The organism is Dankookia sp. P2 (assembly GCF_050632255.1).
GTDB lineage: Bacteria > Pseudomonadota > Alphaproteobacteria > Acetobacterales > Acetobacteraceae > Paracraurococcus.
Genome location: NZ_CP192581.1, coordinates 227877 through 253495 on the forward strand (window position 1 = coordinate 227877; position 25619 = coordinate 253495).

At 70.8% G+C, this 25619-nt stretch carries 23 protein-coding genes, 2 tRNA genes and 8 pseudogenes; 18 read left to right on the forward strand and 15 right to left on the reverse strand.

Features of this window, described 5'->3' with window-relative positions; genetic code table 11:
- Positions 1-21: 21 nt before the first annotated feature.
- Positions 22-1281 (reverse strand): annotated as a pseudogene (locus tag ACQ86J_RS01245) (D-amino acid dehydrogenase).
- Positions 1282-1409: 128 nt separating this feature from the next.
- On the opposite strand from ACQ86J_RS01245, the gene ACQ86J_RS01250 reads away from it, so the two are divergent.
- Positions 1410-1856, forward strand: a complete 447-nt coding sequence (locus ACQ86J_RS01250; RefSeq protein ID WP_431269710.1) for an Lrp/AsnC family transcriptional regulator — start codon at positions 1410-1412, stop codon at positions 1854-1856.
- A 56-nt stretch (positions 1857-1912) separates the two neighbouring features.
- Here ACQ86J_RS01250 and ACQ86J_RS01255 read toward each other — a convergent pair whose 3' ends face one another.
- The 7 genes and pseudogenes from ACQ86J_RS01255 to ACQ86J_RS01285 all read right to left on the reverse strand — a co-directional run bounded on the left by ACQ86J_RS01255 (position 1913) and on the right by ACQ86J_RS01285 (position 5420).
- Positions 1913-2563, reverse strand: a complete 651-nt coding sequence (locus tag ACQ86J_RS01255) for a response regulator (RefSeq protein WP_431269711.1) — start codon at positions 2561-2563, stop codon at positions 1913-1915.
- Between the two features lie 320 nt (positions 2564-2883).
- A pseudogene (locus tag ACQ86J_RS01260) lies at positions 2884-2997 on the reverse strand (histidine kinase dimerization/phospho-acceptor domain-containing protein); the annotation flags it as partial.
- Positions 2987-3973: a PDC sensor domain-containing protein gene (locus tag ACQ86J_RS01265; RefSeq protein WP_431272787.1), complete on the reverse strand. Its 987-nt coding sequence runs from the start codon at positions 3971-3973 to the stop codon at positions 2987-2989. The gene ACQ86J_RS01265 and the pseudogene ACQ86J_RS01260, both read right to left, overlap by 11 nt.
- Positions 3974-4194: 221 nt before the next feature.
- Positions 4195-4271, reverse strand: a tRNA-Arg gene (locus ACQ86J_RS01270).
- A gap of 167 nt (positions 4272-4438) precedes the next feature.
- Positions 4439-4759 (reverse strand): ETC complex I subunit, encoded by a 321-nt coding sequence (locus ACQ86J_RS01275; protein ID WP_431269712.1) that lies wholly within the window; start codon positions 4757-4759, stop codon positions 4439-4441.
- A gap of 22 nt (positions 4760-4781) precedes the next feature.
- Positions 4782-4856 (reverse strand) — tRNA-Pro (locus ACQ86J_RS01280).
- Positions 4857-4949: 93 nt separating this feature from the next.
- Positions 4950-5420 carry a DUF192 domain-containing protein gene (locus ACQ86J_RS01285; protein WP_431269713.1) on the reverse strand — a complete coding sequence of 157 codons (471 nt, stop codon included), beginning with the start codon at positions 5418-5420 and terminating at the stop codon, positions 4950-4952.
- 77 nt (positions 5421-5497) lie between these two features.
- Here ACQ86J_RS01285 and ACQ86J_RS01290 point away from each other — a divergent pair, with 77 nt between their 5' ends.
- Positions 5498-6385 carry an alpha/beta fold hydrolase gene (locus tag ACQ86J_RS01290; RefSeq protein WP_431269714.1) on the forward strand — a complete coding sequence of 296 codons (888 nt, stop codon included), beginning with the start codon at positions 5498-5500 and terminating at the stop codon, positions 6383-6385.
- Here the strand turns inward: ACQ86J_RS01290 and ACQ86J_RS01295 are convergent.
- The 3 genes from ACQ86J_RS01295 to ACQ86J_RS01305 all read right to left on the reverse strand — a co-directional run bounded on the left by ACQ86J_RS01295 (position 6382) and on the right by ACQ86J_RS01305 (position 8853).
- A complete protein-coding gene (locus ACQ86J_RS01295) occupies positions 6382-7773 on the reverse strand; it encodes a GntP family permease (RefSeq protein WP_431269715.1) in 1392 nt (463 codons plus the stop codon). The two genes, ACQ86J_RS01290 and ACQ86J_RS01295, sit on opposite strands and share 4 nt — an antisense overlap.
- A gap of 79 nt (positions 7774-7852) precedes the next feature.
- Positions 7853-8131, reverse strand: coding sequence for a hypothetical protein (locus ACQ86J_RS01300; RefSeq protein ID WP_431269716.1), 279 nt, complete (start codon positions 8129-8131; stop codon positions 7853-7855).
- Positions 8132-8133: 2 nt separating this feature from the next.
- Positions 8134-8853 carry a hypothetical protein gene (locus ACQ86J_RS01305; protein WP_431269717.1) on the reverse strand — a complete coding sequence of 240 codons (720 nt, stop codon included), beginning with the start codon at positions 8851-8853 and terminating at the stop codon, positions 8134-8136.
- A 227-nt stretch (positions 8854-9080) separates the two neighbouring features.
- On the opposite strand from ACQ86J_RS01305, the pseudogene ACQ86J_RS01310 reads away from it, so the two are divergent.
- From ACQ86J_RS01310 to ACQ86J_RS01320, 3 genes and pseudogenes are all read left to right on the forward strand, one after another.
- Positions 9081-9326, forward strand: a pseudogene (locus ACQ86J_RS01310) (MarR family winged helix-turn-helix transcriptional regulator); the annotation flags it as partial.
- A 226-nt stretch (positions 9327-9552) separates the two neighbouring features.
- Positions 9553-10833, forward strand: a complete 1281-nt coding sequence (locus ACQ86J_RS01315; protein WP_431269718.1) for an MFS transporter — start codon at positions 9553-9555, stop codon at positions 10831-10833.
- A 566-nt stretch (positions 10834-11399) separates the two neighbouring features.
- Positions 11400-12800, forward strand: a complete 1401-nt coding sequence (locus ACQ86J_RS01320) for an ATP-binding protein (protein WP_431269719.1) — start codon at positions 11400-11402, stop codon at positions 12798-12800.
- A 30-nt stretch (positions 12801-12830) separates the two neighbouring features.
- Here the strand turns inward: ACQ86J_RS01320 and tpiA are convergent.
- A pseudogene (gene tpiA, locus ACQ86J_RS01325) lies at positions 12831-13564 on the reverse strand (triose-phosphate isomerase).
- Between the two features lie 113 nt (positions 13565-13677).
- Between tpiA and ACQ86J_RS01330 the strand changes: the two are divergent.
- Both ACQ86J_RS01330 and ACQ86J_RS01335 read left to right on the forward strand, forming a co-directional pair.
- On the forward strand, positions 13678-13833 hold the full coding sequence (locus ACQ86J_RS01330) for a SurA N-terminal domain-containing protein (protein WP_431269720.1): 156 nt from the start codon (positions 13678-13680) through the stop codon (positions 13831-13833).
- Positions 13834-13855: 22 nt separating this feature from the next.
- Positions 13856-15442: a peptidyl-prolyl cis-trans isomerase gene (locus tag ACQ86J_RS01335; protein WP_431269721.1), complete on the forward strand. Its 1587-nt coding sequence runs from the start codon at positions 13856-13858 to the stop codon at positions 15440-15442.
- Between the two features lie 162 nt (positions 15443-15604).
- Here ACQ86J_RS01335 and ACQ86J_RS01340 read toward each other — a convergent pair whose 3' ends face one another.
- Both ACQ86J_RS01340 and ACQ86J_RS01345 read right to left on the reverse strand, forming a co-directional pair.
- Positions 15605-16024 (reverse strand): hypothetical protein, encoded by a 420-nt coding sequence (locus ACQ86J_RS01340; protein ID WP_431269722.1) that lies wholly within the window; start codon positions 16022-16024, stop codon positions 15605-15607.
- An 87-nt stretch (positions 16025-16111) separates the two neighbouring features.
- Positions 16112-16813 carry an ABC transporter substrate-binding protein gene (locus ACQ86J_RS01345; RefSeq protein ID WP_431269723.1) on the reverse strand — a complete coding sequence of 234 codons (702 nt, stop codon included), beginning with the start codon at positions 16811-16813 and terminating at the stop codon, positions 16112-16114.
- A 150-nt stretch (positions 16814-16963) separates the two neighbouring features.
- Between ACQ86J_RS01345 and ACQ86J_RS01350 the strand changes: the two genes are divergently transcribed.
- The 11 genes and pseudogenes from ACQ86J_RS01350 to lexA all read left to right on the forward strand — a co-directional run bounded on the left by ACQ86J_RS01350 (position 16964) and on the right by lexA (position 24898).
- Entirely contained in the window at positions 16964-17173 is a 210-nt protein-coding gene (locus ACQ86J_RS01350; protein ID WP_431272788.1) for a hypothetical protein, read from the forward strand.
- Positions 17173-17691, forward strand: a pseudogene (locus ACQ86J_RS01355) (anthranilate synthase component I); the annotation flags it as partial. The gene ACQ86J_RS01350 and the pseudogene ACQ86J_RS01355, both read left to right, overlap by 1 nt.
- Before the next feature lie 64 nt (positions 17692-17755).
- Positions 17756-18001 (forward strand): annotated as a pseudogene (locus tag ACQ86J_RS01360) (chorismate-binding protein); the annotation flags it as partial.
- An 88-nt stretch (positions 18002-18089) separates the two neighbouring features.
- Positions 18090-18467, forward strand: a complete 378-nt coding sequence (locus tag ACQ86J_RS01365) for a chorismate-binding protein (protein WP_431269724.1) — start codon at positions 18090-18092, stop codon at positions 18465-18467.
- Positions 18468-18623: 156 nt separating this feature from the next.
- On the forward strand, positions 18624-19439 hold the full coding sequence (locus tag ACQ86J_RS01370; RefSeq protein ID WP_431269725.1) for an amidohydrolase family protein: 816 nt from the start codon (positions 18624-18626) through the stop codon (positions 19437-19439).
- Between the two features lie 359 nt (positions 19440-19798).
- Entirely contained in the window at positions 19799-20386 is a 588-nt protein-coding gene (locus tag ACQ86J_RS01375) for an anthranilate synthase component II (protein ID WP_431269726.1), read from the forward strand.
- Positions 20383-21394 (forward strand): annotated as a pseudogene (gene trpD / locus ACQ86J_RS01380) (anthranilate phosphoribosyltransferase). Before ACQ86J_RS01375 ends, trpD begins: the two are co-directional and overlap by 4 nt.
- Before the next feature lie 46 nt (positions 21395-21440).
- Positions 21441-22304, forward strand: coding sequence for an indole-3-glycerol phosphate synthase TrpC (gene trpC, locus ACQ86J_RS01385; protein ID WP_431269727.1), 864 nt, complete (start codon positions 21441-21443; stop codon positions 22302-22304).
- Positions 22305-22342: 38 nt separating this feature from the next.
- Positions 22343-22774: a cyclic pyranopterin monophosphate synthase MoaC gene (moaC, locus tag ACQ86J_RS01390; RefSeq protein ID WP_431272699.1), complete on the forward strand. Its 432-nt coding sequence runs from the start codon at positions 22343-22345 to the stop codon at positions 22772-22774.
- Positions 22775-22838: 64 nt separating this feature from the next.
- A pseudogene (locus tag ACQ86J_RS01395) lies at positions 22839-24043 on the forward strand (molybdopterin molybdotransferase MoeA).
- Between the two features lie 120 nt (positions 24044-24163).
- Positions 24164-24898, forward strand: a complete 735-nt coding sequence (gene lexA / locus ACQ86J_RS01400; RefSeq protein ID WP_431269728.1) for a transcriptional repressor LexA — start codon at positions 24164-24166, stop codon at positions 24896-24898.
- On the opposite strand, the gene ACQ86J_RS01405 is transcribed toward lexA, so the two are convergent.
- On the reverse strand, positions 24895-25593 hold the full coding sequence (locus tag ACQ86J_RS01405; protein WP_431269729.1) for a hypothetical protein: 699 nt from the start codon (positions 25591-25593) through the stop codon (positions 24895-24897). The genes lexA and ACQ86J_RS01405 overlap by 4 nt on opposite strands.
- Positions 25594-25619: the final 26 nt, after the last annotated feature.

Here is a 25619-nt window from a genome sequence, read left to right on the forward strand (position 1 = left end):
GGCCTACCTTTGCCCTGACCCTCAGGCCATGGCGTAGCGCGACAGCGCCAGGTCGTCGGCGGCGATTTCCGGCGCCCGGCCGGTCATCAGGTCCGCCAGCAGCCGCCCGCTGCCGCAGGCCATGGTCCAGCCCAACGTGCCATGCCCGGTATTGAGGTGCAGGTTGCGGTAGCGCGTCGGCCCGACCACCGGCGTGCCGTCCGGCGTCATCGGCCGGAGCCCGGTCCAGAAGCTCGCCTGGGCCGGGTCGCCGCCGCGCGGGAAGAGGTCGCCGACCGAATGCGCCAACGTCTCCCGCCGCGGCTTCCGCAGCCGCAGGGAGAAGCCGGCGAGCTCCGCCGTGCCGCCGACCCGGATGCGGTCGCCGAGCCGAGTGATCGCCACTTTGTATGTCTCGTCCATCACGGTCGAGACCGGCGCGGCGGCCTCCTCCGTCACCGGCAGGGTCAGCGAATAGCCCTTCACCGGATAGACCGGAACCTCGACATGCAGCGGCCGCAGCAGCGCCGAAGAATAGCTGCCCATGGCGACGACATACGCATCTGCCGTCAGCCGGCCTTCCGAGGTCGTCACGCCGACAACGGCATCCCCCTCGGTCTCGAGCGCGGCGATGGTCACGCCATGGCGGAAAACGACGCCGCGCGCCGCGGCCAGCGCGGCCAGGCGCTGGGTGAAGACATGCGCATCGCCGGTCTCGTCGCCCGGCAGCCGCAGGCCGCCGACGAACTTGCCGGGAACGAGGCCCAGCGCCGGTTCGGCGGCGATGCAGCCGGCCGGGTCGAGCACCTCATAGGGCACCTGATACGCATCCAGCACCGCGGTGTCGCCGCCGACGGCGTCCGAGCTGCTTCTGAGTGCGGAAAAGCTGCAGGGTGCCCTGGGTGCGCTGGTCGTAGGCGATGCCGGTCTCGTCGCGCAGGTCGCGCAGCACGTCGCGGCTGTACTCGGCCAGCCTCACCATGCGGCCCTTGTCGATGCCGTAGGCCGCGAGGTTGCAGTTGGCCAGCATCTGGCCGAGCCACCGGTACAGCCCATGGTCCAGCGCCGGCCAGAGCACGAAGGGGCGGTGCCGCATCAGCAGCCACTTCATCGCCTTGATCGGGATGCCGGGGCCGGCCCAGGGTGCGGAATAGCCGGGGAGACCTGGCCGGCATTGGCGAAGCTGGTCTCCATGCCCGGCGCCGGCTGGCGGTCGAGCACCGTGACCTGATGGCCCGCCTTCGAGAGGTACCAAGCGCTCGTCACGCCGACCACGCCGCTGCCAAGGACCAGGACCCGCATCGCCGCCTCCGTTCTGCCAACGGAAGGCCAGGCGCCGCGCCGCGCGAATTTCCCGCCGATGCGTCGAATTGCCTGCCGCAAGCCTGCAAACTGCCGCATCATCTGCGGCAGATCTGCAGAAAAATTCGATGCACTCGCTGGATGACACCGACCGGACCCTGCTGCGGCTCCTTCGCGCCGATGGACGCATGAGCAATGCGGCCCTGGCCGAGGAAGTCGGCCTCTCGCCCTCCGCCTGCTTGCGCCGGCTGCGGCTATTGGAGCACCGCGGGGTCATCCGCGGCTATACCGCCATCATCGCCGAGGCACCGGCGCGCGAGGGCGTCACGGTCATCGTCCAGATAACGCTGGAGCGGCAGACGGACGACAGCATGCAGCGCTTCGAGGTCGCGGTGCGCCGCTGCCCGGAGGTGCGCGAGTGCTACCTAATGACCGGCCTGTCGGACTACCTGCTGCGGGTCGAGGCACGCGACGCGGCGGATTACGAGCGCATCCACAAGGACGCGCTGTCCCGCCTGCCCGGCGTCGCCCGGATCCAGTCGAGCTTCGCCATCCGCAGCGTGGTGCGGAGCTAGAGCAGATCCCGATCAGCTGGAGTGGTTGCCGTGAGGCATGGTGAACGGGAGGCACTCTAGACCGCCGGCGCTGTCACCCGCTGCAACGCCTGCAGCAGCGCCACCCGGCTGACCGGCTTGGCCAAGTGCAAGGCAATCCCGGCGTCCCGCACCCGCTCTCGCTCCTCGCGCGAAGTGCTGGCGGTCAGCGCGATGATCGGCGTGCGCGCGTTTGGTCCCTTGCCCAAGCGCAATTGCTGCGTCGCCTCGGTGCCGTCCATGCCGGGCATGTTCACATCCATCAGAATGGCGTCGAATCGCCGCCGCTGCGCCGCGGCGACCGCCTCGATCCCGTCCTCCGCCAGCGTCACCCGATGGCCGGCGCCGACCAGATAGGCCCGGATCAGCATGCGGTTGGTCGCTACGTCGTCGACGACCAGCACATCCAGGGGCGGGCCGCATTGGATCACCGGCGGCCCGGCCGGCTCGGGCGGCGTGGCCAGCCGCATCGGGAGCTTGAACCAGAAGATGCTGCCGCGGCCAGGCTGCGAGGTGACGCCGATGCTGCCGCCCATCGCCTCGACCAGCCGGCGGCAGATCGCCAGGCCAAGCCCGGCGCCACCGAAGCGGCGGCCGGTCTCGGCTTGCTCAAACATTTCGAAGAGCCGCAACTGCGCCTCGGCAGGGATGCCGATGCCGGTATCCTCCGTTTCCACCCGCAGCCGCATCGAGGCCGCCTTCGGCCGGTCCCAAGGCCTTGGCGCGTAGGGTTACGCTGCCGCGCTCGGTGAACTTCACGGCGTTCGAGAGGATATTGCCGACCACTTGACGCAGCCGGGTGGCATCGCCGGCGACCCAGGGCGGCAGCGACGGGTCCGCCTCCAGCGAGATCCGGAGCCCCTTCTCCCCGGCCAGGGTTTGGCTGAGCGCCAGCGACTGCCGGAGCACCTGGCCGAATTCGGAAGGGCTGCATCTCGATGCTGACCCGCCCGGCCTCGATCTTGGCCAGGTCGAGGATGTCGTTCACCACTGCGAGCAGGACCCGGCCGGTCTCCACCACAACCTCGGCATGGCGATGCTGCTCGGCCGGCAAGGGAGCCGCCGCCAGCAGTTCGCCGAATCCCAGCACCCCGGTCAGAGGCGTGCGGATCTCATGCGCCATGACCGCCAGGATCTCGGCCCTTTGCCGGGCCAAGGCCTCCGCCGCCTCGATCCGTTCCCGCACCAAGCGTTGCTGCGCGTGGCGGATCCGGCGGCGGCCCAGCCACATGGCGAACAGGGCCACCACAGCCAGGGACAGCGCCACCGCGCCGGCCAGCACGACATTGCGCTGCTGCCGCCAAGGCTGCAGCTCCCGCGCCTCCTCGAAGACGACGCTGACGATCAGCGGCAGGGCGCGCGGCACCTGGTAGCCGGCCAGCAGGGTTCGCCCGTCCCGGCTGCTGTGATAGGCGAGCCGCTCCGGTAGGCGCCTCCCGGGCTGCGGCGACCAGGGCATGGTCGGGGCTCGGATCGCGCCCGAGCGTGGTTTCCGGATCCCTCCCCCGGGCGATGAGGGAGCCATCCTGCAGCCGGCGGACGACCACCATCCGCCCGGCGCCGTTCAGTTGCGATTGCAACTCATGCGATAGCGCGATGGGGTCGAGGGAGACAACGGCGACCCCCTCGAAGCTGCCATCCGCGGCTTCCAGCGGCCGTGTCGCCTGAACCGACCAGCGCCCGGTGGTGCGGCCGATCAACGGCCGGCTGACCGCAAGTCCGGTTTCGTCGCCGGACGCGTGAATGCGGAAATGATCGCGGTCGGCGAGGTTGGTGCCGGCCGCGCCGGGCGCCGAGCCCCAGAGCTGGATCCCGTCGCGGCCGATCATGGCGACCTGGACCACCCCGAAGCGGCCTTCCCGTGCCGTCGCGGTCAGCAGCGCCTCGACCGCCGCGACGCCAGGCATATCGCCCTGACGCAGCAGCGATTGCCGCACGCGGACCAGGTCGTGCAGGCCGTGGACGGCCTCGAAGCTGCGCAGAAGCGTCTGGGCGGCGGTGCTCGATTGGGCCTCGGCCCAGGCATCGGCCGCTTCCAGCGCCACGGCCCGCCCATGCACCAGCAGCACCGCGGCCGCGGCCCAGATGAAGCCAAGCACCAGCAGCAGGGCTGCGGCCCCAAGACGCCGGGACCGACGCCAGGCATCCGCGGGATCCTCGGTGCGAGGAGGAATGGGATCCATGCGTCCTTGGGTCGCCCTGTCCGCCGCAGGTCATCGCATTACGAGATGACGCTGATCCAACTGAAGGTTGGACGCCACGGAAAATGTCCTGGCGCGGCGTGAAGGCGGCAGGGCCGTGAAAACAGGCCCCGGGAAGCTGGCGCGCCCGGCAGGACTTGAACCTGCGACCACACGCTTAGAAGGCGCGTGCTCTATCCAGCTGAGCTACGGGCGCGGATGCGCCGACGGAACCGGCGGCGCAGCAAAGGGTGACATGGCGGCTTCGTACGCCGCCGGGTACCATGGCGGCCTGCATCCATAAAGGAATGCGGCAATGCCGTAGCACCTTGCTTTCACAGCGGGTTCACGCGCCCGGGCCTGGACGACGCGGCGCGACCCGTATTAGTGCGTCCAGTTATCGGTCCGGCCGAAGCGGAAGTTGTCGGCATAGACCTTGGCTTTGATGCGGATCGGCTTGGGCTCCTCGACCTCGTAGCGCAGGCCGCGCGCCTCGGCATAGCCCACCGCCTCCTCCCGCGTCGGGAAGCGCAGGCGGACCTGGCCATTGGTGTCGCCCGAGCCGGACCAGCCCATCAGCGGATCGAGCCGCTGCTTCTCGCCGGGCGCGGATCCCAGGATCCATTCCAGAGTCCGGCCGCGGCCCGACTGCATAGCATTGCGGGGCGGCATGTAGATGCGGACGGTCTCGGTCGGGCCAGCCATGGTGTGATCCTCAACGCCAGTATCGGGGCGAGAGGATTCTGAACCTCCGACCCTCTGCTCCCAAAGCAGATGCGCTACCAGACTGCGCCACGCCCCGTCGCCGGCAACCTATGGTCCCGGGCGCGCCGGGGCAATGGGGTGCGATGCGGCAAAGCCGTTCCGGCGCGGATTTGTCGGCGCCGGCGGCTGGTCAGGGAGCTGTGCCGAAGATCCGTTGCAGCACCCGGTCGCCGACATGCAGCCCGAGCCGCTCTGCCGTCCCGGCAGCCAGCTCGAGCGTCGCCCGGACCGGGCCGCGGCTTTCGATTGTGGCCAGGGAATAGGGCACAGTGCGCTCTGCGATCCGGTGGATGCGGCCGTCCTGGGTGATGAAGACCATGTCGAGGGAACTGACCGTGTTGCGCATCCACATGGTGGATTCGCGCGGGGTGCCCCAGTCGAACAGCATTCCACCATCCGGGGCGACCGAGGGGCGGAACATCAGCCCGACCGTCTGCTGGTCCGGCGAGAGCGCCATCTCGACCTTGAATTCGTGCCGCTTACCGTCGCGGGTGACGATCACCAGCGGTTCCTGCGGCAGGGTCGGCTGGGGACCGGTCTGGGCGAGGCCGGGACGGGCGGTGAGGAGGCCGGCGAAGGCGAGGAGGGAGCGTCGGAGCATGGTCGCAGCATGCCATTCTGGGCGGGCGCGGCCAACGCCCCTTCCCCGCTGGGCCTGCCGGGCGGCATGCTCGGACGATGCCGACGCTCCGCACCGCCCTGACCCCGACCCTTGCCATCGCCTATGCCGAGCACGGACCGCCGGATGGCCCGCCCGTGGTCCTGCTGCATGGCTTCCCCTATGCACCGGACAGCTATGACGCAGTGGTACCGTTCCTGGTCGCGGCGGGGCGGCGAGTGATCGTGCCTTATCTTCGCGGCTACGGCCCGACCCGCTTCCTCTCGGCGGCGACCCCACGCTCCGGCCAGCAGGCGGCGCTCGGCCGCGACCTGCTGGACCTGCTCGACGCGTTGGCGATCCCGCGGGCGGTGCTCGCCGGCTACGACTGGGGCGGCCGGGCCGCCTGCGTGGTCGCCGCCCTATGGCCGGAGCGCTGCGCCGGACTGGTCTCCTGCACCGGCTATAATATCCAGGACATCGCGGCCGCCGTCCACCCGGCCGCGCCGGAGCAGGAGCACCGCCACTGGTACCAGTACTACTTCCACACCGCGCGCGGCCGGGCCGGGCTGGAAGCCAACCGGGCCGGCATCGCAAGGCTGCTCTGGCGGCTCTGGTCGCCGGACTGGACATTCGACGACGCCACCTTCACCGCCAGCGCCACGGCCTTCGACAACCCGGATTTCGTCAGTGTCGTAATCCAGTCCTACCGTCACCGCTTCGGCTACGCCGCTGGCGACCCGGCGCTGGAGCCGATCGAAGCGGCGCTGGCAGCCCAGCCGCGCATCACGGTGCCGACCATCGCCCCGCATGGCGCGGCAGATGGCGTCGGCCCGGTCGAGGGCTCGGCCGGCCATGCCCGGTACTTCACCGGCCCCTACGAGCGACGGGTGATCCCCCGCGTCGGGCACAATCCACCGCAGGAGGCGCCGGAGGTCTTTGCCCGGTGCATCCTGGACCTGCCTTAGGTGAGCCCGGTCAGGTAGTAGAGGCCGATCACCACGAAGACCGCCGCGGTCTTCAGTCCGGTGACGACGAAGATGTCGCCGTAACTCTGCCGGTGGGTCAGGCCGGTCACCGCCAGCAGAGTGATGACCGCGCCGTTATGCGGCAGCGTGTCCATGCCGCCGCTGGCCATGGCGGCGATGCGGTGCAGCACCTCGAAGGGTATCCCGGCGGCGGTCGCGGCCGCCTTGAACTGCTCCGCCATCGCAGCGAGCGCAATGCTCATGCCGCCGCTGGCAGATCCCGTGACTCCGGCCAGGGCGGTCACGGTGACGGCGGTGTTGACCAGCGGATTGGGGATGGCGGCCAGCGCCTCGCGGATAACCAGGAAGCCGGGCAGCGCCGCGATGACGGCGCCGAAGCCGTATTCCGAGGCGGTGTTCATGCTGGCCAGCAGCGCGCCGCCGACCGCGGCCTTGCTGCCCTCGGCAAAGCGCGCGGTGACTTGGCGCCATGCGAGGGCCAGTACGATCAGGATGCCGCAGAGCAAGGCAAGCTGCACCGCCCAGATCGCGGCAACCGAGCCGACCTGGGTGGTGATCGGGTGGTCGAGCCCCGCCAGCGCCGCCTCATGCGTCCGCCCGTACCAGGCCGGGATCAGCCCCGTGAACAGCTTGTTCAGCACCCCGACCACGACCAGCGGGGCGATGGCGACCGCCGGATGCGCCAGGCGTTCGTCGCCCGGCGGCGGCGGCTCCTCGGCATGACCGGTGCCGTAACCCTCGCCGCGCATGGCGGCCTGGCGCACCCGCCACGACAGGTAGGCGATGCCGGAAGTGAAGATGAAAATCGCCCCGACCACGCCGAGGATCGGCGCCGCCCAGTTGTCGGTGCCGAAGAAGGTGCTCGGGATGATGTTCTGGATTTGCGGCGTGCCCGGCAGTGCATCCATCGTGTAGCTGAAGGCACCGAGCGCGATGGTCCCGGGGATCAGCCGCTTCGGGATGTCCGATTGCCGGAAGGCCTCGGCCGCGAAGGGATAGACGGCGAAGACCACGACGAAGAGCGACACGCCGCCATAGGTGAGCAGGTTGCAGACCAGGACGATGGAGATGATCGCCCGCTCCCGCCCCAGGATCCCGATCACCGCCGAGACGATGGCGCGGGAGAAGCCAGACAGCTCGATCAGCTTGCCGAACACCGCGCCCAGCATGAAGACCGGGAAGTACAGCTTCACGAAGCCGACCATCTTGTCCATGAACAGGCCGGTATAGACCGGCAGCACCGCCATCGGGTCGGTCAGCAGCACCGCGCCGAGGGCGGCGACCGGCGCGAAGAGGATGACGCTGTAGCCGCGATAGGCGACCAGCATCAGGAAGCCGAGCGCGGCGAGCGCGATGGCGAAGCTCATGGGGCGATCTCTCCCGCCGGCGGACCGGCCCCGCCATTGGGCTGGCAACCACCAAGCGCCGTGCCGGTTCCACCACGGCCTACGTCGCCGCGGCGGGTGCCGGCAAATCGCGCAGCGCCGCGACCGCCACCCGCTGCACCTCGGCCCGCACCACGCCGCGGCGGGGCGCGTCGCGCAGCGTGGTGAACCAGTGCTCCGGCGGGTCGCGGCCGGCCGCCCGGGAAAAGGTCAGCGCGCGCAGCACGCGCTCGGCTTCCGGTGTGACGCGGTCCGGGATCTCGAAGCCGTTCAGCGTGGCCCAGATGCCGGCCCAGCAGCGCCCGACGGACCAGGGGTTGTAGCCGCCGCCGCCCAGCACGATCAGCCGCGGTGCCTCCCCATCAACGCCCGCACCACGCCCCAATGCGCATTGTTGGACAGCGCCAGGCGTGAGAGCGGGTCCTCCTCCAGCGCATCGGCGCCGGCCTGCAGCATGATCCCCTGTGGCCGCAGGTGCCGGACGATCGGCAGGATCGCCTGGTGCAGCAGCCAGAGCATCTCACTGTCGTGAAAGCCGGCCGGCACAGGCAGGTTGCGCGCATGGCCGCCGGCCCGGTCGGCGACGGCGCCGGTGAAGGGCCAACGCGCCGCTTCGTGCAGGCTGAGGGTGAACACCCTTGGGTCGTCGTGGAAGGCGTCCTGCACGCCGTCGCCGTGATGCGCGTCGATGTCGACGTAGAGGATGTTGTCCAGCCCCTCGTCGAGCCAGGTCAGCAGGCCGAGCACCGGGTCGTTCAGGTAGCAGAACCCGCTGGCGCGGTCCGGTCTGCCATGATGCGTGCCGCCGCCGGGGCAATGCACCATGCCGCCGTGCCGCGTCAGCCGCGCCGCCAGCATGCACCCGCCGGCCGAGGTCGCAGGGCGCGAGAAGACCTCGCGGTAGACCGGGTTGCCATACGCGCCGATGTGGAAGCGGGCCCTGTCATCGGGGTCGACCCGCTGCGTCGCCTCGGCCCGTTGCAGCGCCGCGATGTAGTCGGGCTGATGAAAACGGGCGAGTTGGTCGGGCGTTGCCATCGGCGCCGGCACCCAACCGCTCAAGGGAGCCAGCCCATCGCCGCGATCAGGTCGAGCGCTGTGGAGACGCGCGGGATCGCCAGCGGGTGCTTCGGACCATAGGAGGAGCGGCGGTAGATCTCCGAACCGATCAGGACGGGAGCGAGGCGCGGATCCGGGAGCATCGGCCCGGATATGCGCCGCCCAGGCGCCGGCGCAAGCGGGGCGAAGGCGAGGCTTGCATTGAGCGTATATGCGCTTATTTTACATTTATGGCGCTGCCGCTCCCGACGCCCGACCACTGCAACTGCCTCGCCATCCGCAAGGCGGCCCGCCATGTCACCCAGTTCTACGACCAGCGCCTGGCCCCCACCGGCTTGACTACGCCTGCATTCTCCATCCTCGCCCGGCTGCGCCGCCGCGGGCCCAGCACCATCAACGAATTGGCCGAGGATCTGGTCATGGACCGCACCACCCTGGGGCGGAATCTCCGCCCGCTGGAGCGCGACGGGCTGCTGGCGATCGGCGCTGACCCCAACGACCGCCGCCGCCGTGCCCTCACCGTGACGCCGGCGGGCGAGGCCCGCCTCGCCCAGGCCGGGCCGCTCTGGGCTGCGGCGCAGCGCGACTTCGCTGACCGCTTCGGGGCGGAGGCCGCCCTCGCGCTCCGCATCGCCCTCGCCGCCCTCGTCGCCACCGATCTCTACGCCCGCCCCAGGCGGCCTGACCCGGAGACACGCGCCCATGCTCGCAGGCCTACTCGCACCCAGGCTCGCCCGCCGCGGCATCCATTACGGCTGGGTCATGGTCGGGCTGACCTTTCTGGTCGCGCTCGCCTCGGCCGGAGCGCTCGGCATCCTCGGCGCCCTGCTGCTGCCGGTGCAGCGGGAATTCGGCTGGGATACCGCCAGCATCTCAGGCGCCCTGGCACTGCGGCTGCTGCTGTTCGGGCTGATGGCACCCTTCGCCGCGGCGTTGCTGCAGAGGTACGGGCTGCGACGGACGGTGGTCGCGGCGCTCTGCCTCGTCGTCCTCGGCTGCATCCTGTCGATGGCGATGACCGCGCCCTGGCAGCTCTGGCTGTCCTGGGGCGTGCTGACCGGCATCGGCAGCGGCATGACCGCGCTGGTGCTGGGCGCGACGGTGGCCAATCGTTGGTTTGTCGCCCGCCGCGGCCTGGTGCTCGGCATGCTGACCGCGGCCAACGCCACCGGGCAACTGGTCTTCCTGCCGCTGGCCGCTTGGCTGGCGCAGCACGAGGGCTGGCGCGTCGCCCTGCTGCCTGGGCTCGGAGCCTGCCTCATCGCGGGGCTGCTGTTCTGGCTGCTCGGCCGCGACCATCCGGCCGAGCTCGGCCTGCCGGCCTATGGCGAGACCGCGGTGGCCCCGCCCCGCCAGGCCACCGGCAACCCGGTCCGCAACGCGTTCGGCGCCCTGGCCGAGGCCTCCGGCAGCCGGGTCTTCTGGATCCTGTTCGTGACCTTCGCAATCTGCGGCCTTTCGACCGTCGGTCTGATGCAGACGCATTTCATCCCGCTCTGCAGCGATTTCGGCATGGCCGAGGTCGAGGCCGCCTCGGTCCTGGCGCTGATCGGCGTCTTCGACTTCGTGGGCACCATCGGGTCCGGCTGGCTGTCCGATCGCTACGACAATCGCAAGCTGCTGTTCTGGTATTACGGGCTGCGCGGCCTCTCCCTGCTGTTCCTGCCGATGAGCAGCTTTTCCTTCTACGGGCTGTCGCTCTTCGCGGTATTCTATGGTCTCGACTGGATCGCCACGGTGCCGCCGACGGTGAAGCTGGCCGGCGCCGCCTTCGGCCGAGACAAGGCACCGCTCATCTTCGGCTGGATCTTCACCGCGCATCAGCTTGGCGGTGCCATCGCCGCCCTGGGCGGCGGCCTCAGCCGGGACGCCCTGGCCAGCTATCTGCCGGCTTTCTACCTGGCCGGGGTGGCCTGCCTGCTCGCTGCGGTCATGGCGCTCGGTGCCCGCGTGCGGCCGCGCCCCGCTCCGGTCGTTGCCTGACCGCGCGACCCGGCCCTGAATTGCATCCATGCGCATGAAGCTCTGACGCCGGCGGCCCCCGGCAGTGTATTGATTGCAGCCAGGCCTCGGGTGAGAGGGCGGGAGGATGCCAGCAGGGCCTGCGAAGCGCGGGCGGGGATCGGACGCCGGAGGCTTGCCCGGCGCGCATCGGCTCGACCGCGCGGCCACCGAGGCCGAAATCGCGGCCGAGCGGGTCGCCGTGCTGTACCGCCAGATGCCGGTGGCCGCTGGCGTCGCCATGGTCAATGCGACGCTGATGACCGCGATCCTGCTCGGTGCCGGGGGCGATCGCCGGGCGCTCGGCTGGCTTGCGGCGATGGTGCTGGTCGCGGCGGCCCGGCTGCTGGCGACTATCGCCTGGCGGCGCGACCCGGCGGCGCGGGCGCATGCGTGGCGCTGGGGCCTTATCGGCGCCGCCGGCGCCTTCGCCGCGGGGCTGACTCTGGGCAGCGGGGCGATCTGGCTCTGGCCGCGATCGGAGACCTATCAGCTCTTCTGGGTCTTCCTGGTTGGTGGCATGTGCGCCGGCGCCGCCGGCCTGCACCATGCGCATCTCCCGACCCCTGCTGGCCTTCATCCTGCCCGCCGCACTGCCCTTTGTCGCCCGCTACGCGCTGGAGGGCACCGAACGCGGCCTGGGCGCGGCGGCCATGATCCTGGTCTTCCTGGCGGCGGTGTCGATCAGCGCCCTGCGGTCGAGCTGCGACTTCGCCGCCAATCTCCGCCTCCGGCTCGACCTGGCGCGGCAGGCGCGCGAGCTGGACGCCATCAACGGCCGGCTGCGGGAGGAGATGGCGCGGCGCCGGGCGACCGAGGCCAGCCTGCGCCAAGCGCAGAAGATGGAGGCGGTCGGCCAGCTCACCGGCGGTATCGCGCATGACTTCAACAATCTGCTGACCGCCGTGCTGGGCAGCCTGGCGATGCTGCGCAAGCGCATGCCGGAAGGCGATGCCCGCGCCGCGCGGCTGTTGGAGAATGCGCTGCAGGGTGCCCAGCGCGGCGCTGCGCTGACCCAGCGGCTGCTGGCCTTCGGCCGACGGCAATCGCTGGACCCGGCTGCCGTGGACCTGCCGGCTCTGGTGCGCGGGATGGCGGAACTGCTGCGAGGCGCACTCGGCGGCGGGGTGCACCTGCGGACCGATTTTCCGTCCAACCTGCCCCCGGCCTTCGTCGATGCCAACCAGCTCGAGCTTGCCGTGCTCAATCTGGCGGCCAATGCCCGCGACGCCATGCCCGGCGGCGGGGAGATTGTGATCTCCGCCGCCGAGCGGCAGGTCGCCGGCGGGGAGGCCCCCGGCTTGCCGGCCGGCCGCTACGTGGTGCTGAGCGTTAGCGATGCCGGCGAGGGCATGGACGAGGCGACATTGGCCCAGGCGATGGAGCCCTTCTTCACCACCAAGGGGGTCGGCAAGGGGACCGGGCTAGGTCTGCCGATGGTGCATGGGCTGGCGGCGCAATCGGGCGGCCGCTTCGTGCTGCGCAGCGCGCCCGGCGTCGGCACCGTGGCCGAGCTCTGGCTGCCGCGGGCCGCGGCGCCGGCGCCGGAGCGCGGGCGGGCGATGCCGCTGCCGGTCTCGGGCCGCCGCGGCACGCTCCTGCTGGTCGATGACGATCCGCTGGTGCTGGCGAGCACGGCGGCGATGCTGGAGGATCTGGGGCACCACGTGATCGAGGCAGCCTCGGCCCACGAGGCCCTTGACCGGCTGCAAGCCGGCCTCGCGGCCGACTTGGTGATCACCGACTATGCCATGCCGGGGATGACCGGCCTCGAGCTGGCCGAGGCGCTGCACCGTCTGCGGCCCGGGCTGCCGGTGCTGTTGGCCACCGGCTATGCCGAGCTGCAGGGCGAGGACACCCGGGGCCTGCCACGCCTCGACAAGCCCTTCGAGCAGGCGGCGCTCGCCCGTGCCACGGATGCCTGCCTCGGCAGCGTCGGGGCCGGCTGAACCAGCACTGCGGCGGAGGCGGCGCCGGCGTCAGGCCGCTGCGGCGGCGATCGCCAGGAAGTCCGCCGCGACCAGGCTGGCGCCGCCGACCAGGGCGCCGTCGACATGCGGCAGGGCGAGGATCGCCTTGGCGTTGCCCGGCTTCACCGAGCCGCCATAGAGGAGGCGCAGCCCCTGCCCCGCCGCGCCGAAGCGCGCGACCAAGTTGGCGCGGATCGCCGCATGGATGGCGGCGATATCGGGCTCGGTCGGGGTGCGGCCGGTGCCGATCGCCCAGACCGGCTCATAGGCCACCACGCCACCGGCCGCCGCGAAGCCGTCAGGCAGGCTGCCGTCGAGCTGGCCGGTGACCACCGTCTCGGCCTCCCCGGCCAGGCGCTGCGCCTCCGACTCGCCGACGCAGACGATAGGGGTCAGGCCGGCTGCCAGGGCCGCCTCGGCCTTGGCGCGGACGGCCGCATCGCTCTCGGCATGGTCGGCCCGGCGCTCGGAATGGCCGAGGATGACGTAGCTGGCGCCCACATCCTTCAGCATGGCGGCGGCGACATCGCCGGTATTGGCGCCCTTGGCTGCGGCATGGCAGTCCTGGCCGCCCACCGCCAGGCCGCCCTGGCCGGCCACCAGATGAAGATAAGGAAAGGGCGGGCAGACCAGCAGCTCCGCCTTGCCCGCCTGGGCGGCCCTTCGCGCAGCCCGCGCGCCAGCGAGGCGGCCTCGGCCAGGCTGCCATGCATCTTCCGATTACCGGCGATCAGCGGGCGCACTCCGGGGGTCATGGCGTCCTCCATTCCATCGCCGCCCCGTATCCGCCGCGCCCCGGTTTGGCAACACGGCCCCTTCTCCGCTATGGCAGCCGCCAGCGCGCGCACGGAACCCGATGCTCACCGCCCTCCGCCGCCTCGCCGGGACCTGGATCGCCAAGGCCCTCTTCGTCCTGCTCATCCTCTCCTTCGCCGTCTGGGGCATCGGCGACATGGCGAAGAACCTCTTCGCCCCGATACCTCCCTCGCCCGCGTCGCCGGCCAGCCGGTGACGCTGGAGAAGGCCAGGCCGCCATGCGGCGGGAGATGCAGCGGCTCGCCCGCCAGCTCGGCAGCCAGTTCGAGAACGATCCGCGCATCCGCCGCGCCATCGCCGAGCAGGCGGTGGACCAGCTGGTGCTGGACCGCGTGCTGCGGGCGGAGACCGAGCGGCTGAAGGTCGCGGTGCCGGACAGCGCGGTGCGCGGATTCGTCTTCGGCATCCAGGGCTTCCGCGGCCTGGATGGCCAGTTCTCCCAGGCCGTCTTCCAGAACTTCCTGCGCAGCAACGACCTCAGCGAGGCGCGCTTCCTCGACCTGATCCGGGCCGACCTGGCGCGGCAGCAGGTCGCGATGGCGGTCCGCTCCGGCGTCGCCGCGCCGGATGCCCTGGCCGACCCCCTGCTGCGCTGGCTGGAGGAGCAGCGCGACGTGACGCTGGTCACCCTGCCCAATGCCCAGGCGCCCGAGCCGGCGGCGCCGGACGAGGCGCAGCTGCGCCGCTTCCACGAGAACAACGCGGACCGCTTCTCCTCCCCCGAATACCGCGAGGCGACGGTCGCGGTGCTGACCGCCGACTTGCTGTCGCGCGAGGTCGAGGTGACCGAGGCCGAGGTCGCCGCCGCCTATGACGCGCGGCGCGGCCAGTTCGGCGCGCCGGAGCGTCGCCGCCTGGCTCAGGCCCTGCTGCCGGACGAGGCCAAGGCGCAGGCGATCTCGGCCGCCTGGACCGGCGGCGCCGATTTCGAGGCGATCGCCGCCCAGGCCAAGGCCGCCGGCGGCGAGGCGGTCGAGCTCGGCGAGGTCGAGCGCGCCGGGCTGCCGGTGCCGGAGCTGGCCGAGGCCGCCTTCGCGGCGCCCGAGGGGACCGTGACCGCCCCGGTGCAGAGCCCCTTCGGCTGGCACGTCTTCAAGGTCGAGAAGGTCGAGCCCGGGCAGGAGAAGCCGCTGGCCGAGGTGCACGACCAGTTGAAGCGCGACCTGGCGCAGGAGAAGGCCGCCGACATCGCCTTCGAGCGCGCCAACAAGATCGAGGATGCGCTGGCCGGCGGCGCCACCCTGGCCGAGGTGGCGAAGCAGTTCGGGCTCGGCCTGGCCACCATCCGCGCCGATGCGGCCGGGCTGGACCCGGAGGGCAAGCCGGTCGCGCTGCCGGTGATCGAGGCCGCCCGCGCCCCGCTGATGAAGGCGGTCTTCGCCGCCGAGCGCGGCACCGCGCCGCGGCTGCAGGAGACCGAGGCCGGCTTCGTCGCCATCGAGATCAAGGACATCACCCCGCCGGCGCTGCGCCCCTTCGAGACGGTGGAGCCCGCGGTGCGTGCCGCCTGGGAGGCGGATGCGAAGCGCCGCGCGCAGGAGACCCGCGCCGCCGGGCTGCTCGCCGCGACCAAGGAGGGCAAGCCGCTGGCCGAGGCCGCCGCGGCGGCCGGGCTCGGCTCGCGCGAGGTCGGCGCGGTGCGGCGCGACCCGCAGCAGGGTGCGGCGGTACCGCCGAAGCTGCTGGCGCCGCTCTTCGAGCTTAAGCTGCACGAGACGACCATGGTGCAGACCCGGGATGGCTTCGCGGTCGCCCAGGTCCAGGCGATCACCCTGGCGACCCGGCGGCCGATGCCGCCGGGCTGAAGCGGCTGCGCGGCGAGGTCGCCCAGGCGATGGCGCAGGATATCGACGTGCAGTTCCTCGGCGCGCTGCGGGCGCGGTCCGGATGTCCGGCTGAACCCGCGGATGCTGGAGACGCTGGCGCAGCCTTGAGGCGCCGGGGAGAAGGTATTCTCCCCGGGCCCCTCAGCTCACCTCGCCCGACATCAGCGTGCCGAAGCGGTCGTAGGTCTTCCCGTTGAAGCGCTGCAGCTGCATCTGCCGGATCGGCCGGTAGTTGGTCGGGCTGGGATTCAGCTTGATCCCCGGCAGCAGGGTGGCGATCTCGACATCCTTCAGGCTGGCCGCCTGGCGCATGATGTTCTCCCGGCCGGCATCGGCGCCGCATTGCCGCAGCACCTGCTCCATCGCCCTGGCGGCGGTGTAGCCGTAGACAGGATTCGCGTCCGTCAGGTCGGCATCCGGCATGTACTTCGCCATGAAGGCCCGCCATTCCAGCATCCCGGCATCCTGCGCCCAGGCCGGGTCGGTCGGGTCCTTCATATAGGCCGCGGTGGTCAGCCCGACCGCCTTCTCCATCCCGGCCGGCGCGATCACCACGCCCACCAGAATTGGCGCCGTAATGCACGCAGGTGGTCGGCTTCCAGCCGATCTCGTACATCTTGCGAATGGCCATCGAGGCGGATTTCGCCGTCACCGCCAGCACCAGCCCCTGGCAGCCGCTGCCCTGCAGCGACAGGATCTGCTGGTCGATGGTGGGATCGGTGCTCTCGTAGCTGAGCACCTTGGTGCCCTCATCGAATTTCGGCCCCAGCACGTCGCGCACGCCATGGACGTAGTCGCGGCCGAAATCGTCGTTCTGATGCAGGATGGCGATCCGCCCGCCCGGATGCGCCGCCAGGATATGCTTGGCGTAGAGCTGCGCCTCGATCCGGTAGCTCGGTGGAAATCCCATCGTCCAGGGAATTCCTGGTAGTTGCTCCATTTGTCGGCGCCGGTCGATGGAAAAAGGTTCGGCACCTTCCGCTGGTTGGTGTAGCGCAGCACGGCGCTGTTGGTCGGCGTGCCGAGGTTGCTGAACAGGCAGGCAACCTGGTCCTGCTCCACCAGCCGGCGGACCTGCTCGACCGTCTTCGGCGGACTATAGGCATCGTCGTAGGACAGGAACTTGATCTTTCTCCCGGCGATGCCGCCATCGTCGTTCAGCTTGCGGAACCAGGCGTCCATGGTCTTACCCTGGATGCCGAGGCTGGAGACCGGCCCGCTGTAGGACATGGTGTTGCCGATGCGGATCTCGGTGGCGGTCACACCGGGCGAGGTCTGGGCGGCGGCAAGGCGTGGACCGGCGAGCGCGACGACAGCCGCGCCCCCGAGAAGCGTGCGACGCGAGGTCATGAACGGTTCTCCCATGCTTTCTTGGGCAGGACCGGAAAGCCGATCATGCCTGAGAATGAGCCTAGGCTCAGCGGCACGATCCTCGCCACATCATCCCGCACTCGCTAGAACCGGCGGGCGCCGCCGGCGCCGCATGACAGGATCACCCCGATGCCGCTTCCCGATTTCGCCAGCTTCAGCACAGGTCTTGCCGCGGGGCATGGTCAGGTGCTGTGGCGGGAGCGGGTGGCGGACTTGGATACGCCGGTCGGGACCTTCCTCAAGCTCGCGCATGGCAAGCCGAACAGTTTCCTGCTCGAGAGCATCGAGGGGGCGCCGCCCGTGGCCGCTATTCCGCCATCGGGCTGGAGCCGGACCTGATCTGGCGCTGCCGCGGCGGCCGGGCGGAGCTGAACCGCCATGCCCTGGCCGCGCCGCATGCCTTCGAGCCGGCCGGCGACGACGCGCTGGAGAGCCTGCGCGCCCTGGTCGCCGCCAACCTGATGCCGCTGCCCGCTGGCCTGCCGCCGATCGCCACCGGCCTGTTCGGCTATCTCGGCTATGACATGGTCCGGCTGATCGAGCGCCTGCCGGCCAAGAACCCGGATGTCATCGGCATCCCCGAGGCGGTGCTGATGCGGCCGACCCTGGTCGCGGTCTTCGACCATGTGCGGGACGCGCTCAGCCTTTTCACCACCGTCTGGCCGCAGCCGAGCCTCGACCCCCAGGCCGCCTGGGACGCCGCCCAGGCCCGGCTCGACGAAGCCGAGGCGGCGCTCGACCGTCCCCTGCCCCGGCCGGCGGCGCCGGTCAGCCTGCCGACCCTGCCGGAGCCCTCCAGCAACTTCACCCGGGAGGGCTTCATCGCCGCGGTCGAGACGGCGAAGGAGTACATCCGCGCCGGCGACTGCTTCCAGGTGGTGCCCTCGCAGCGCTTCTCGGTGCCGTTCGCCCTGCCACCCTTTGCGCTCTACCGCGCGCTGCGGCGGATCAACCCGGCGCCCTACCTGTTCTTCTTCGACTTCGGCGGATCTCGCCGCGGTCGGCGCCAGCCCGGAAATCCTGGTCCAGCTGCGCGACGGCACGGTCACCGTCCGTCCGCTGGCCGGCACCCGGCGTCGTGGCGCGACGCCGGAAGAAGACAAGGCGCTGGAGTTCGAGCTGCTGGCCGATCCGAAGGAGCGGGCCGAGCACCTGATGCTGCTCGACCTCGGCCGCAACGATGTCGGCCGCGTCGCCGCCATCGGCAGCGTCAAGGTGACCAGCCAGTCCCAAGTCGAGCGCTACAGCCAGGGTGATGCATATCGGCTCCGAGGTGCAGGGCCGGCTGCGCGACGGGCTGACCGCGATCGACGCGCTGGCCGGCGGCTTCCCGGCGGGCACGCTGACCGGTGCGCCCAAGGTCCGGGCGATGGAGATCATCGAGGAGCTGGAGCCCTCCCGGCGCGGGATCTATGCCGGCGGCTTCGGCTATTTCGGCGCCGATGGCGGCATGGACACCTGCATCGGCCTGCGCACCGCGCTGGTGAAGGACGGCGTGATGCATGTGCAGGCCGGGGCCGGCGTGGTGGCCGACAGCGACCCGGTGGCGGAATACGAGGAGACGAAGCAGAAGGCCCGCGCGCTGTTCCGCGCGGCGGAGGAAGCGGTGCGCTTCGCCGCAGGGCGGAAGTAGCCGCCTGGCCGGGGCCGCCGGCATTGACAGCCGGCGGCGTAGCCGGCCCGATGCCGGCAACGGAGGAACCGCCCATGACCCGCCCCTGCCCCGGCCCGCGCGCGCGTCACGTCCAGGCCCGGCTGGACGGCCCCGCCAGATCCCACTGACTGCCACATGCATATATTCGGCCCTTACGGCCGCTACCCGCTCTCGCCCGGCCGCGGCTACACGCCGCCCGAGGCAAGCATCGCCATGTACCGGGAGATGCTTTCGACCATCGGCCTGACCCGCACGGTGGTGGTGCAGCCGAGCATCTACGGCACTGACAACGCGGTCTCGCTGGATGCGGTCGCGACGCTCGGCGCCGACCGTGCCCGCGCCGTGGTGGTGGTCGACGACAGCTTCGACGTGCCGGCGCTGCGCGCCATGGGCGAACGTGGCGCCTGCGGCGTGCGGTTCAACGCCGTCTCCGGCAACGGCACGCCGTTGGAGCAGCTGGAGGCTTTGGGAGAGAAGCTCGGCGTACTCGGCTGGCATCTGCAGCTCTATACCCATGCCGAGGAGATGGTGGCGCTGGAGCATGTGCTGGCGCGGCTGCCCTGCCCCGTCGTCATCGACCATATGGGCGGGGTTAAGGCGGCCGAGGGCGGCACCGAAAGCGCCGGCTTCAAGGCGATGATCCGGCTGCTGGAGCGGGGCGCCTGGGCCAAGCTCTGCGGCTACCGCTCCTCGGCCGCGGGGGCCCCTTATGCCGATGTCGCCGCCATGGCCCGCGCCATGATCGCCGCCGCGCCGGAACGCTGCGTCTGGGGCACCGACTGGCCGCACCCCTCCTGCACAGCCCGGAGGAGGTGCCGGATGACGGCGTGCTGCTGGACGCGCTCGGAGCGTGGGCGCCGCGGGACGACCAGCGCCAGGCGATCCTGGCCGACAACCCGGCGCGGCTTTACGGCTTCTGAGCTATTGCCTCCTGCCCGCCGGCAGGCTTAGTGTCCGGCACATGTCCGGGGACACATCCCCCATCGCGCGATTTTGGTACCGCTGGTATTCACCGGCGGCCTGAGGACCTCGCGCAGAGCAGAGACGATCCCAAAGCCGCCACTCGCTGGCGGCTTTCGCGTCTCTGGACAGTCAACGCGAATGCAGCCGGTCCGGTGGCGGCCCCTTACACCCGGAGGCCAGCATGCAGCGCAGCGACTTCGATTTCGACGTCATAGGCGGCCCCTCCAGCCCGCCGCTCTTCCCCGGCCGGCCGAGCCGCGCCCCGGCCAGCAGGGCCGCACCGCGCCGGATCCGGCAGCCGAGGCCTTGCTTGACCCGGCCAAGCACCGGCCCGAGAATCCCGCGTCATGATCCTGCTGATCGACAACTACGACAGCTTCACCTTCAACCTCTTCCACTTCCTGGGCGATCTGGGCGTGGAGGTGGTTGTTCGGCGCAACGACGCCATCACCAGCCAGGACGCGTTGGCGATGCGACCGGACGCGATCCTGCTCTCGCCTGGTCCTTGCACGCCGAACGAGGCCGGCATCTGCCTGCCGTTGATCGGCGCCGCCGCCGCGGCGCGGGTGCCGCTGATGGGCGTCTGCCTGGGCCATCAGGCGATCGGCCAGGCTTTCGGCGGCACCGTCATCCGCGCCCCTGAGCCTGTGCATGGCAAGGTCTGGGACATCCACCACCGTGGTACGGACCTGTTCACCGGCCTGCCCGACCCCTTCCAGGCCACCCGCTACCACTCCCTGATCGTCCGCCGCGACGACCTGCCGCCGGAACTTGAGGCGACTGCCTGGACCGCCGATGGGCTGGTCATGGGCATGGCTCATCGCGACCTGCCGGTCTGGGGCGTGCAATTCCACCCGGAAAGCATCGCCTCCCAGAACGGCCACGACCTGCTGCGGAACTTCCTAACTCTGGCGAAGGCCAGGGTGCCGGCGTGAATACGCTGAAGCCGGTCCTTGGCCGCCTCGCCGCCGGTGAGCACTTGGCTGAAAGCGAGGCCGAGGCCGCCTTCGGCATCATTATGGCCGGCGAAGCGACGCCGGCGCAGATCGCCGGCCTGCTGATGGCCATGCGGGTGCGCGGCGAGACGGTGCCGGAGATCACCGGCGCAGTCCGCGCCATGCGCGCCCGGATGGCGGCGATCGAGGCGCCGCCCGGGGCCATCGACATCGTCGGCACCGGCGGCGACGGCTCGGGCAGCCTGAACATCTCGACCGCCACCTCCCTCGTCGTCGCGGGCTGCGGCGTGCCGGTCGCCAAGCACGGCAACCGGGCGCTGTCGTCGCGCTCGGGCGCTGCAGATGCGCTGTCGGCGCTCGGGGTCAATCTCGACGTTCCGCTTGACCGGCTGGAAGCCGTGCTGGCAGCAGCCGGCATGGTCTTCCTCTGGGCTCCGCGGCACCATGCTTCGATGCGCCATGCCGCCGGCCCGCGGGTCGAGCTCGGCACCCGGACCCTGTTCAACATCCTCGGCCCGCTCTCCAACCCGGCCCGGGTCAGGCGCCAGCTGACTGGCGCCTTCGCGGTCGAATGGCTGCGGCCGATGGCCGAGACCCTCGCCCGGCTTGGCACCGAGGCGGCCTGGGTGGTGCATGGCCAGGGGCTGGACGAGATCGCCCTGTCCGGCGAGACCAATGTGGTGGCGCTCGAGGCCGGCCGTATCCGGGAATTCACCGTGGCGCCTGAGGATGCCGGGTTGGACCGTGCGCCGCCCGAGGCAATCTCGCGGCGGCGAGCCGGCGGAGAACGCCGCCGCTCTTCAGGCGCTGTTGCAGGGCGCCCGCGGTGCCTACCGGGATATCGTGCTGCTCAATGCCGCGGCCGCCCTTGTGGTGGCCGGGCGGGCCGCCGATCTCCGGGCAGGCGCGGCGATCGCGGCCCGGGCCATCGACAGCGGGGCCGCTTCCGGCGTACTCGCCCGCCTGCAGGAGGCAACCGCGCCATGACCGTATCCGACCTGGGCTGCCCCTCTCCCAACCATGCCGCAGAGCCATGAACGCCCCTCACATCATCGCCCCCGACCTCGAGGTGCCCGACACCCTCGCCCGCATCCTCGCCGATAAGTACGAGGAGGTACGCACCCGGGCCGCGGCCACCCCGATGTCGGAGATCGAGCGCCAGGCCCGCGGCGCCCCCAAGCCGCGCGACTTTGTCCGCTCACTCTGCGAGGCGGTGGCGGAGGGCCGGGTCGGGCTGATCGCCGAGATCAAGCGCGCCTCGCCCTCCGGCGGGCTGATCCGCGATCCCTTTGAGCCGGCGAAGCTGGCCGAGGCCTATTGCGAGGGCGGCGCCACCTGCCTTTCGGTGCTGACCGACACGCCCTACTTCCAGGGCTCTGTGGAGCACCTGAAGCTGGCTCGCGCGGCCTGCCCGTTGCCGGTGCTGCGGAAGGACTTCATGGTTCATCCCTGGCAGGTCTACGAGGCCCGGGCGATGGGCGCCGACTGCGTCCTGCTGATTATGGCGGCGCTCAGCGACGAGCAGGCCGAGGAGCTTGAGGACCTGACCCACAGCCTCGACATGTCGGTGCTGGTCGAGGTGCACGACCAACGCGAACTCGACCGCGCGCTCGGCATGAACAGCCGGCTGATCGGCGTGAACAACCGAAATCTCAGGACCTTGCGGACAGATCTTGCCACCTCGGAGCAGTTGGTCCCGCAGGTGCCAGCAGACCGTATCCCGGTCGCCGAGAGCGGCATCCGCACCCCGGACGACGTGCGCCGCATGGCCGCCGCCGGCGCCCGCTGCATTCTGGTCGGCGAGCACATGATGCGCCAGCAGGATGTCACGGCGGCCGCGCACGAGCTTCGTCCACGCCCTCTAGCGATCTCTCAGGACCGGGGCACAGGCCATTGACCGGCTTCACCCATTTCGATGAGCAGGGTCGGGCTGTGATGGTCGACGTCTCGACCAAGATCGAGACCGATCGCGTCGCCGTCGCACGCGGCCGGGTGGTGATGGACCCGGCGACCCTGGCCCGCATTCAGGAAGGCCAGATCGGCAAGGGAGACGTCCTCGGCGTAGCTCGCCTAGCGGGCATCATGGCCGCCAAGCGCACCAGCGACCTGATCCCGCTCTGTCACCCATTGATGCTGTCGAAAGTCACGGTCGACCTCGTCGCGGCCCCGCCGAATGCGGTGGACATCGAGGCTTTGGTGAAGGTTGGCGGCCGCACCGGAGTCGAGATGGAAGCCCTGACAGCGGTCACGGTCGCGGCGCTGACGATCTATGACATGTGCAAGGCGATCGACCGCGGGATGCGGATAGACGCGGTGCGCCTGGTGCATAAATCGGGCGGAAAGTCCGGCACCTATGAGGCCGAGTGATCATGCGAGATGAAGCTCTCCTGCTGAGATTTGCTGCAGGAGCAATAGCTTCTGAGGAAATGCGATGATCTCGGTCGAGGAAGCCCGCAGCCGTATCCTGGCCAGCCTTGCCGCCACCCCGGCCGAGACGCTGCCGCTTGCCAGCGGCTGGAATCGCATTCTCGCCCGCCCCGTGCTGTCCCGGGTCACCCAGCCGCCGGCCGACGTCTCGGCGATGGATGGCTATGCCGTCCGCGCTGCCGAGGCGCTGGTGGGGGCGAGCCTGGACGTCATCGGCGCCGCCCCGGCCGGCCATCCTTTTGCCGGGGAGGTCGGCCCGGGTCAGGCGGTGCGGATCTTCACCGGTGCCTTCGTTCCCCCGGCGCCGATGCCATCCTGCTGCAGGAGGACGCCGAGGCGACGGGCAACCAAGTGCGGGTCACCGAGAGCGTCCGCCCCGGCCGCTGGATCCGCGCCCGTGGACTCGACTTCGCCGCCGGAGAGGAATTGCTGGCTGCCGGCAAGCGCCTGACCGCCCGCGACATCGGCTTGGCCGCCGCCGCCAACCATGCCTGGCTGGCGGTGCACCGGGCGCCACGGATCGGCATCCTGGCAACCGGCGACGAAATCGCCCTGCCCGGCGACCCGATCCCGACCGGCGGCATCGTCAGCAGCAATGCGCACGCCCTGGCCGCGCTGGTCCGCGCGACCGGCGCCGACCCGCTGGTGCTGCCGATCGCGCCCGACGATCGGGACGCCATCGCCCAGGCCGCCTCCGCCGCCCGTGCCTGCGACCTGCTGGTGACCACCGGCGGCGCCAGTGTCGGCGACCACGACCTGGTCCAGGCGGCGCTCGGTCCCCAGGGTTTCGATCTGGACTTCTGGCAGATTGCCATGCGGCCGGGGAAGCCGCTGATCTGGGGCCGGCTCGGCGCGACGCCGGTGCTGGGCCTACCGGGCAATCCCGTCTCCGCAATGGTCTGTGCCGTGCAGTTCCTGATCCCGGCGATCGAGCGCCTGTCCGGCTTGCCGGGTGGGCCACCGCGGACTCTGCGCGCCCTGGCCGGGCGCCGCTGGCAGAGAACGACCGGCGATCTCGACCATCTGCGGGCGACCTTCGCGCCGGGGCCGGACGGCCAGCCCGTCGCCACCCCCTTCCCGTTGCAGGACAGCTCCATGCTGAAGGTCCTCTCGCGGGCCGAGGCGCTGATCCTGCGCGCGCCGCGTGCCCCGGCCCTGCCCGCCGGGGCGATGGTGGAAGTCATCCCCTTGGGCGATCTCGGGATTTGAACGCCCGACCTGTGGAAAACCGTTTGACCCGACGCGGAGAACCTTCGTAGAACAGGCCGACTCGGTTGCCCCTTGTTCCCGCGTGGCGGGAGGGGCGCGGCCAAGGACGGAGGCGATACGGTGCTCACGCGCAAGCAGCACGAGCTGCTGATCTTCATCGACAAGCATCTGCGCCAGACCGGCTTCTCCCCTTCTTTCGAGGAGATGAAGGAGGCGCTGAAGCTGAAGTCCAAGTCGGGCATCCACCGCCTGATCACGGCGCTCGAGGAACGCGGCTTCCTGCGCCGCCGCGCCCATCGGGCCCGGGCACTGGAAGTGATCCGCCTGCCGGAAAACATGGCGCCGCGCCGCACCGCGGAGGCGGCGCAGCCTGCCGTCCCGGCCGCAGCCCGCGACCCGGCTTTCGCGCCGAACGTCATCCGGGGCAACTTCGCCGCAAACCTGCCCGGAGTGCCGAAGACAAGCGAAGCGGCGGCGGTGCAGCTGCCGCTCTATGGCCGCATTGCCGCGGGCTTGCCGATCGAGGCGCTGCGGGACTCCGGCAACAGCGTGGAAGTGCCGGCCGCCCTACTCGGCGGCGGGGAGCATTACGCATTGGAAGTTGCCGGCGATTCGATGGTGGAAGCCGGCATCCTGGACGGCGACACGGTCATCATCCGCCGCGGCGACACCGCCGACAATGGCTCCATCGTGGTGGCGCTGGTCGACGAGAACGAGGTGACGCTGAAGCGCCTGCGCCGCCGAGGCAACTCCATCGCCCTGGAAGCGGCCAATCCGCGCTACGAAACCCGGATTTTCGGACCGGACCGGGTCCGCGTGCAGGGCCGGTTGATCGGGCTGCTGCGGAAGTACTAGCCGATCCCGGCCGCTCGCAGGAACAGGGGCGCAGCCGGAACCATCCGGTCGCCCTCGGCGCACAGGAAGGCGCCCAGCGCCGGTTCCGGAACGGCGCGCAACTCGGTGTACTCGGCACAGCCGCTCGCGGCATGGCAGGCCGCCACCTCGGCGAAGCGTGCCGGCGTTTGCAACAGGAAAGCCAGGTCGTGCACCCCAGTCGCCGCGTGCTGCACCAGGGTGATGGCGCGGCAGTCGTCGACCCGCGACCAATCGAGCCCGATTTCCTCCGCCAGCTCGGTGCGGATCTGCCCGACTGCATCGACCTGCCCATCCCGCACGGCGCCGGCATCGACACTGCCGGCGGGCGGCGTCTGCCAGAGCCCGGCCTCATAGGTCGCGCCAAGCTGGCGACGGCCGAACAGGATGCCGTCCGGCATCCGTAGCACGCCACAGACCGCGAGCGGTCTCACCCCAAGAGCCGCGGCCAGCACCGGGTCGGCATAGGCCGCGACCGCCAAGCGGTACTCCACCAGCCGCCCGGCGATGCGTCCTGCAGCGAGACCGGTGACTGAGAAGACGCGGCCATTGAACAGCCGCCCGCGGGCCCGCACCTGCGCCGCCACCCAGGCGGCCTCGATCGCCGGCTCCAGCCCCGCGGCGACGTCGACCGTGCCCGGCAGCAACTCCACGGCGATGTCGGATGCCACTGGCATCGCGCGGTATCCTGACTGCATCTGCG

Excerpts from the sequence above, each read along its gene's own strand:
- ACQ86J_RS01375 (WP_431269726.1), top strand. The coding sequence starts at position 19,799 with ATGATCCTGCTGATCGACAACTACGACAGCTTCACCTTCAACCTCTTC.
- ACQ86J_RS01345 (WP_431269723.1), bottom strand. The coding sequence starts at position 16,813 with ATGACCTCGCGTCGCACGCTTCTCGGGGGCGCGGCTGTCGTCGCGCTC.
- ACQ86J_RS01315 (WP_431269718.1), top strand. The coding sequence starts at position 9,553 with ATGCTCGCAGGCCTACTCGCACCCAGGCTCGCCCGCCGCGGCATCCAT.
- ACQ86J_RS01255 (WP_431269711.1), bottom strand. The coding sequence starts at position 2,563 with ATGCGGCTGCGGGTGGAAACGGAGGATACCGGCATCGGCATCCCTGCC.
- trpC (WP_431269727.1), top strand. The coding sequence starts at position 21,441 with ATGAACGCCCCTCACATCATCGCCCCCGACCTCGAGGTGCCCGACACC.
- ACQ86J_RS01335 (WP_431269721.1), top strand. The coding sequence starts at position 13,856 with ATGCGGCGGGAGATGCAGCGGCTCGCCCGCCAGCTCGGCAGCCAGTTC.
- ACQ86J_RS01320 (WP_431269719.1), top strand. The coding sequence starts at position 11,400 with ATGCGCATCTCCCGACCCCTGCTGGCCTTCATCCTGCCCGCCGCACTG.
- ACQ86J_RS01285 (WP_431269713.1), bottom strand. The coding sequence starts at position 5,420 with ATGCTCCGACGCTCCCTCCTCGCCTTCGCCGGCCTCCTCACCGCCCGT.
- ACQ86J_RS01370 (WP_431269725.1), top strand. The coding sequence starts at position 18,624 with ATGCATATATTCGGCCCTTACGGCCGCTACCCGCTCTCGCCCGGCCGC.
- ACQ86J_RS01365 (WP_431269724.1), top strand. The coding sequence starts at position 18,090 with ATGCATATCGGCTCCGAGGTGCAGGGCCGGCTGCGCGACGGGCTGACC.
- ACQ86J_RS01330 (WP_431269720.1), top strand. The coding sequence starts at position 13,678 with ATGCTCACCGCCCTCCGCCGCCTCGCCGGGACCTGGATCGCCAAGGCC.
- moaC (WP_431272699.1), top strand. The coding sequence starts at position 22,343 with ATGGTCGACGTCTCGACCAAGATCGAGACCGATCGCGTCGCCGTCGCA.
- ACQ86J_RS01405 (WP_431269729.1), bottom strand. The coding sequence starts at position 25,593 with ATGCCAGTGGCATCCGACATCGCCGTGGAGTTGCTGCCGGGCACGGTC.
- ACQ86J_RS01250 (WP_431269710.1), top strand. The coding sequence starts at position 1,410 with ATGCACTCGCTGGATGACACCGACCGGACCCTGCTGCGGCTCCTTCGC.
- ACQ86J_RS01295 (WP_431269715.1), bottom strand. The coding sequence starts at position 7,773 with ATGAGCTTCGCCATCGCGCTCGCCGCGCTCGGCTTCCTGATGCTGGTC.
- ACQ86J_RS01350 (WP_431272788.1), top strand. The coding sequence starts at position 16,964 with ATGCCGCTTCCCGATTTCGCCAGCTTCAGCACAGGTCTTGCCGCGGGG.
- ACQ86J_RS01275 (WP_431269712.1), bottom strand. The coding sequence starts at position 4,759 with ATGGCTGGCCCGACCGAGACCGTCCGCATCTACATGCCGCCCCGCAAT.
- ACQ86J_RS01290 (WP_431269714.1), top strand. The coding sequence starts at position 5,498 with ATGCCGACGCTCCGCACCGCCCTGACCCCGACCCTTGCCATCGCCTAT.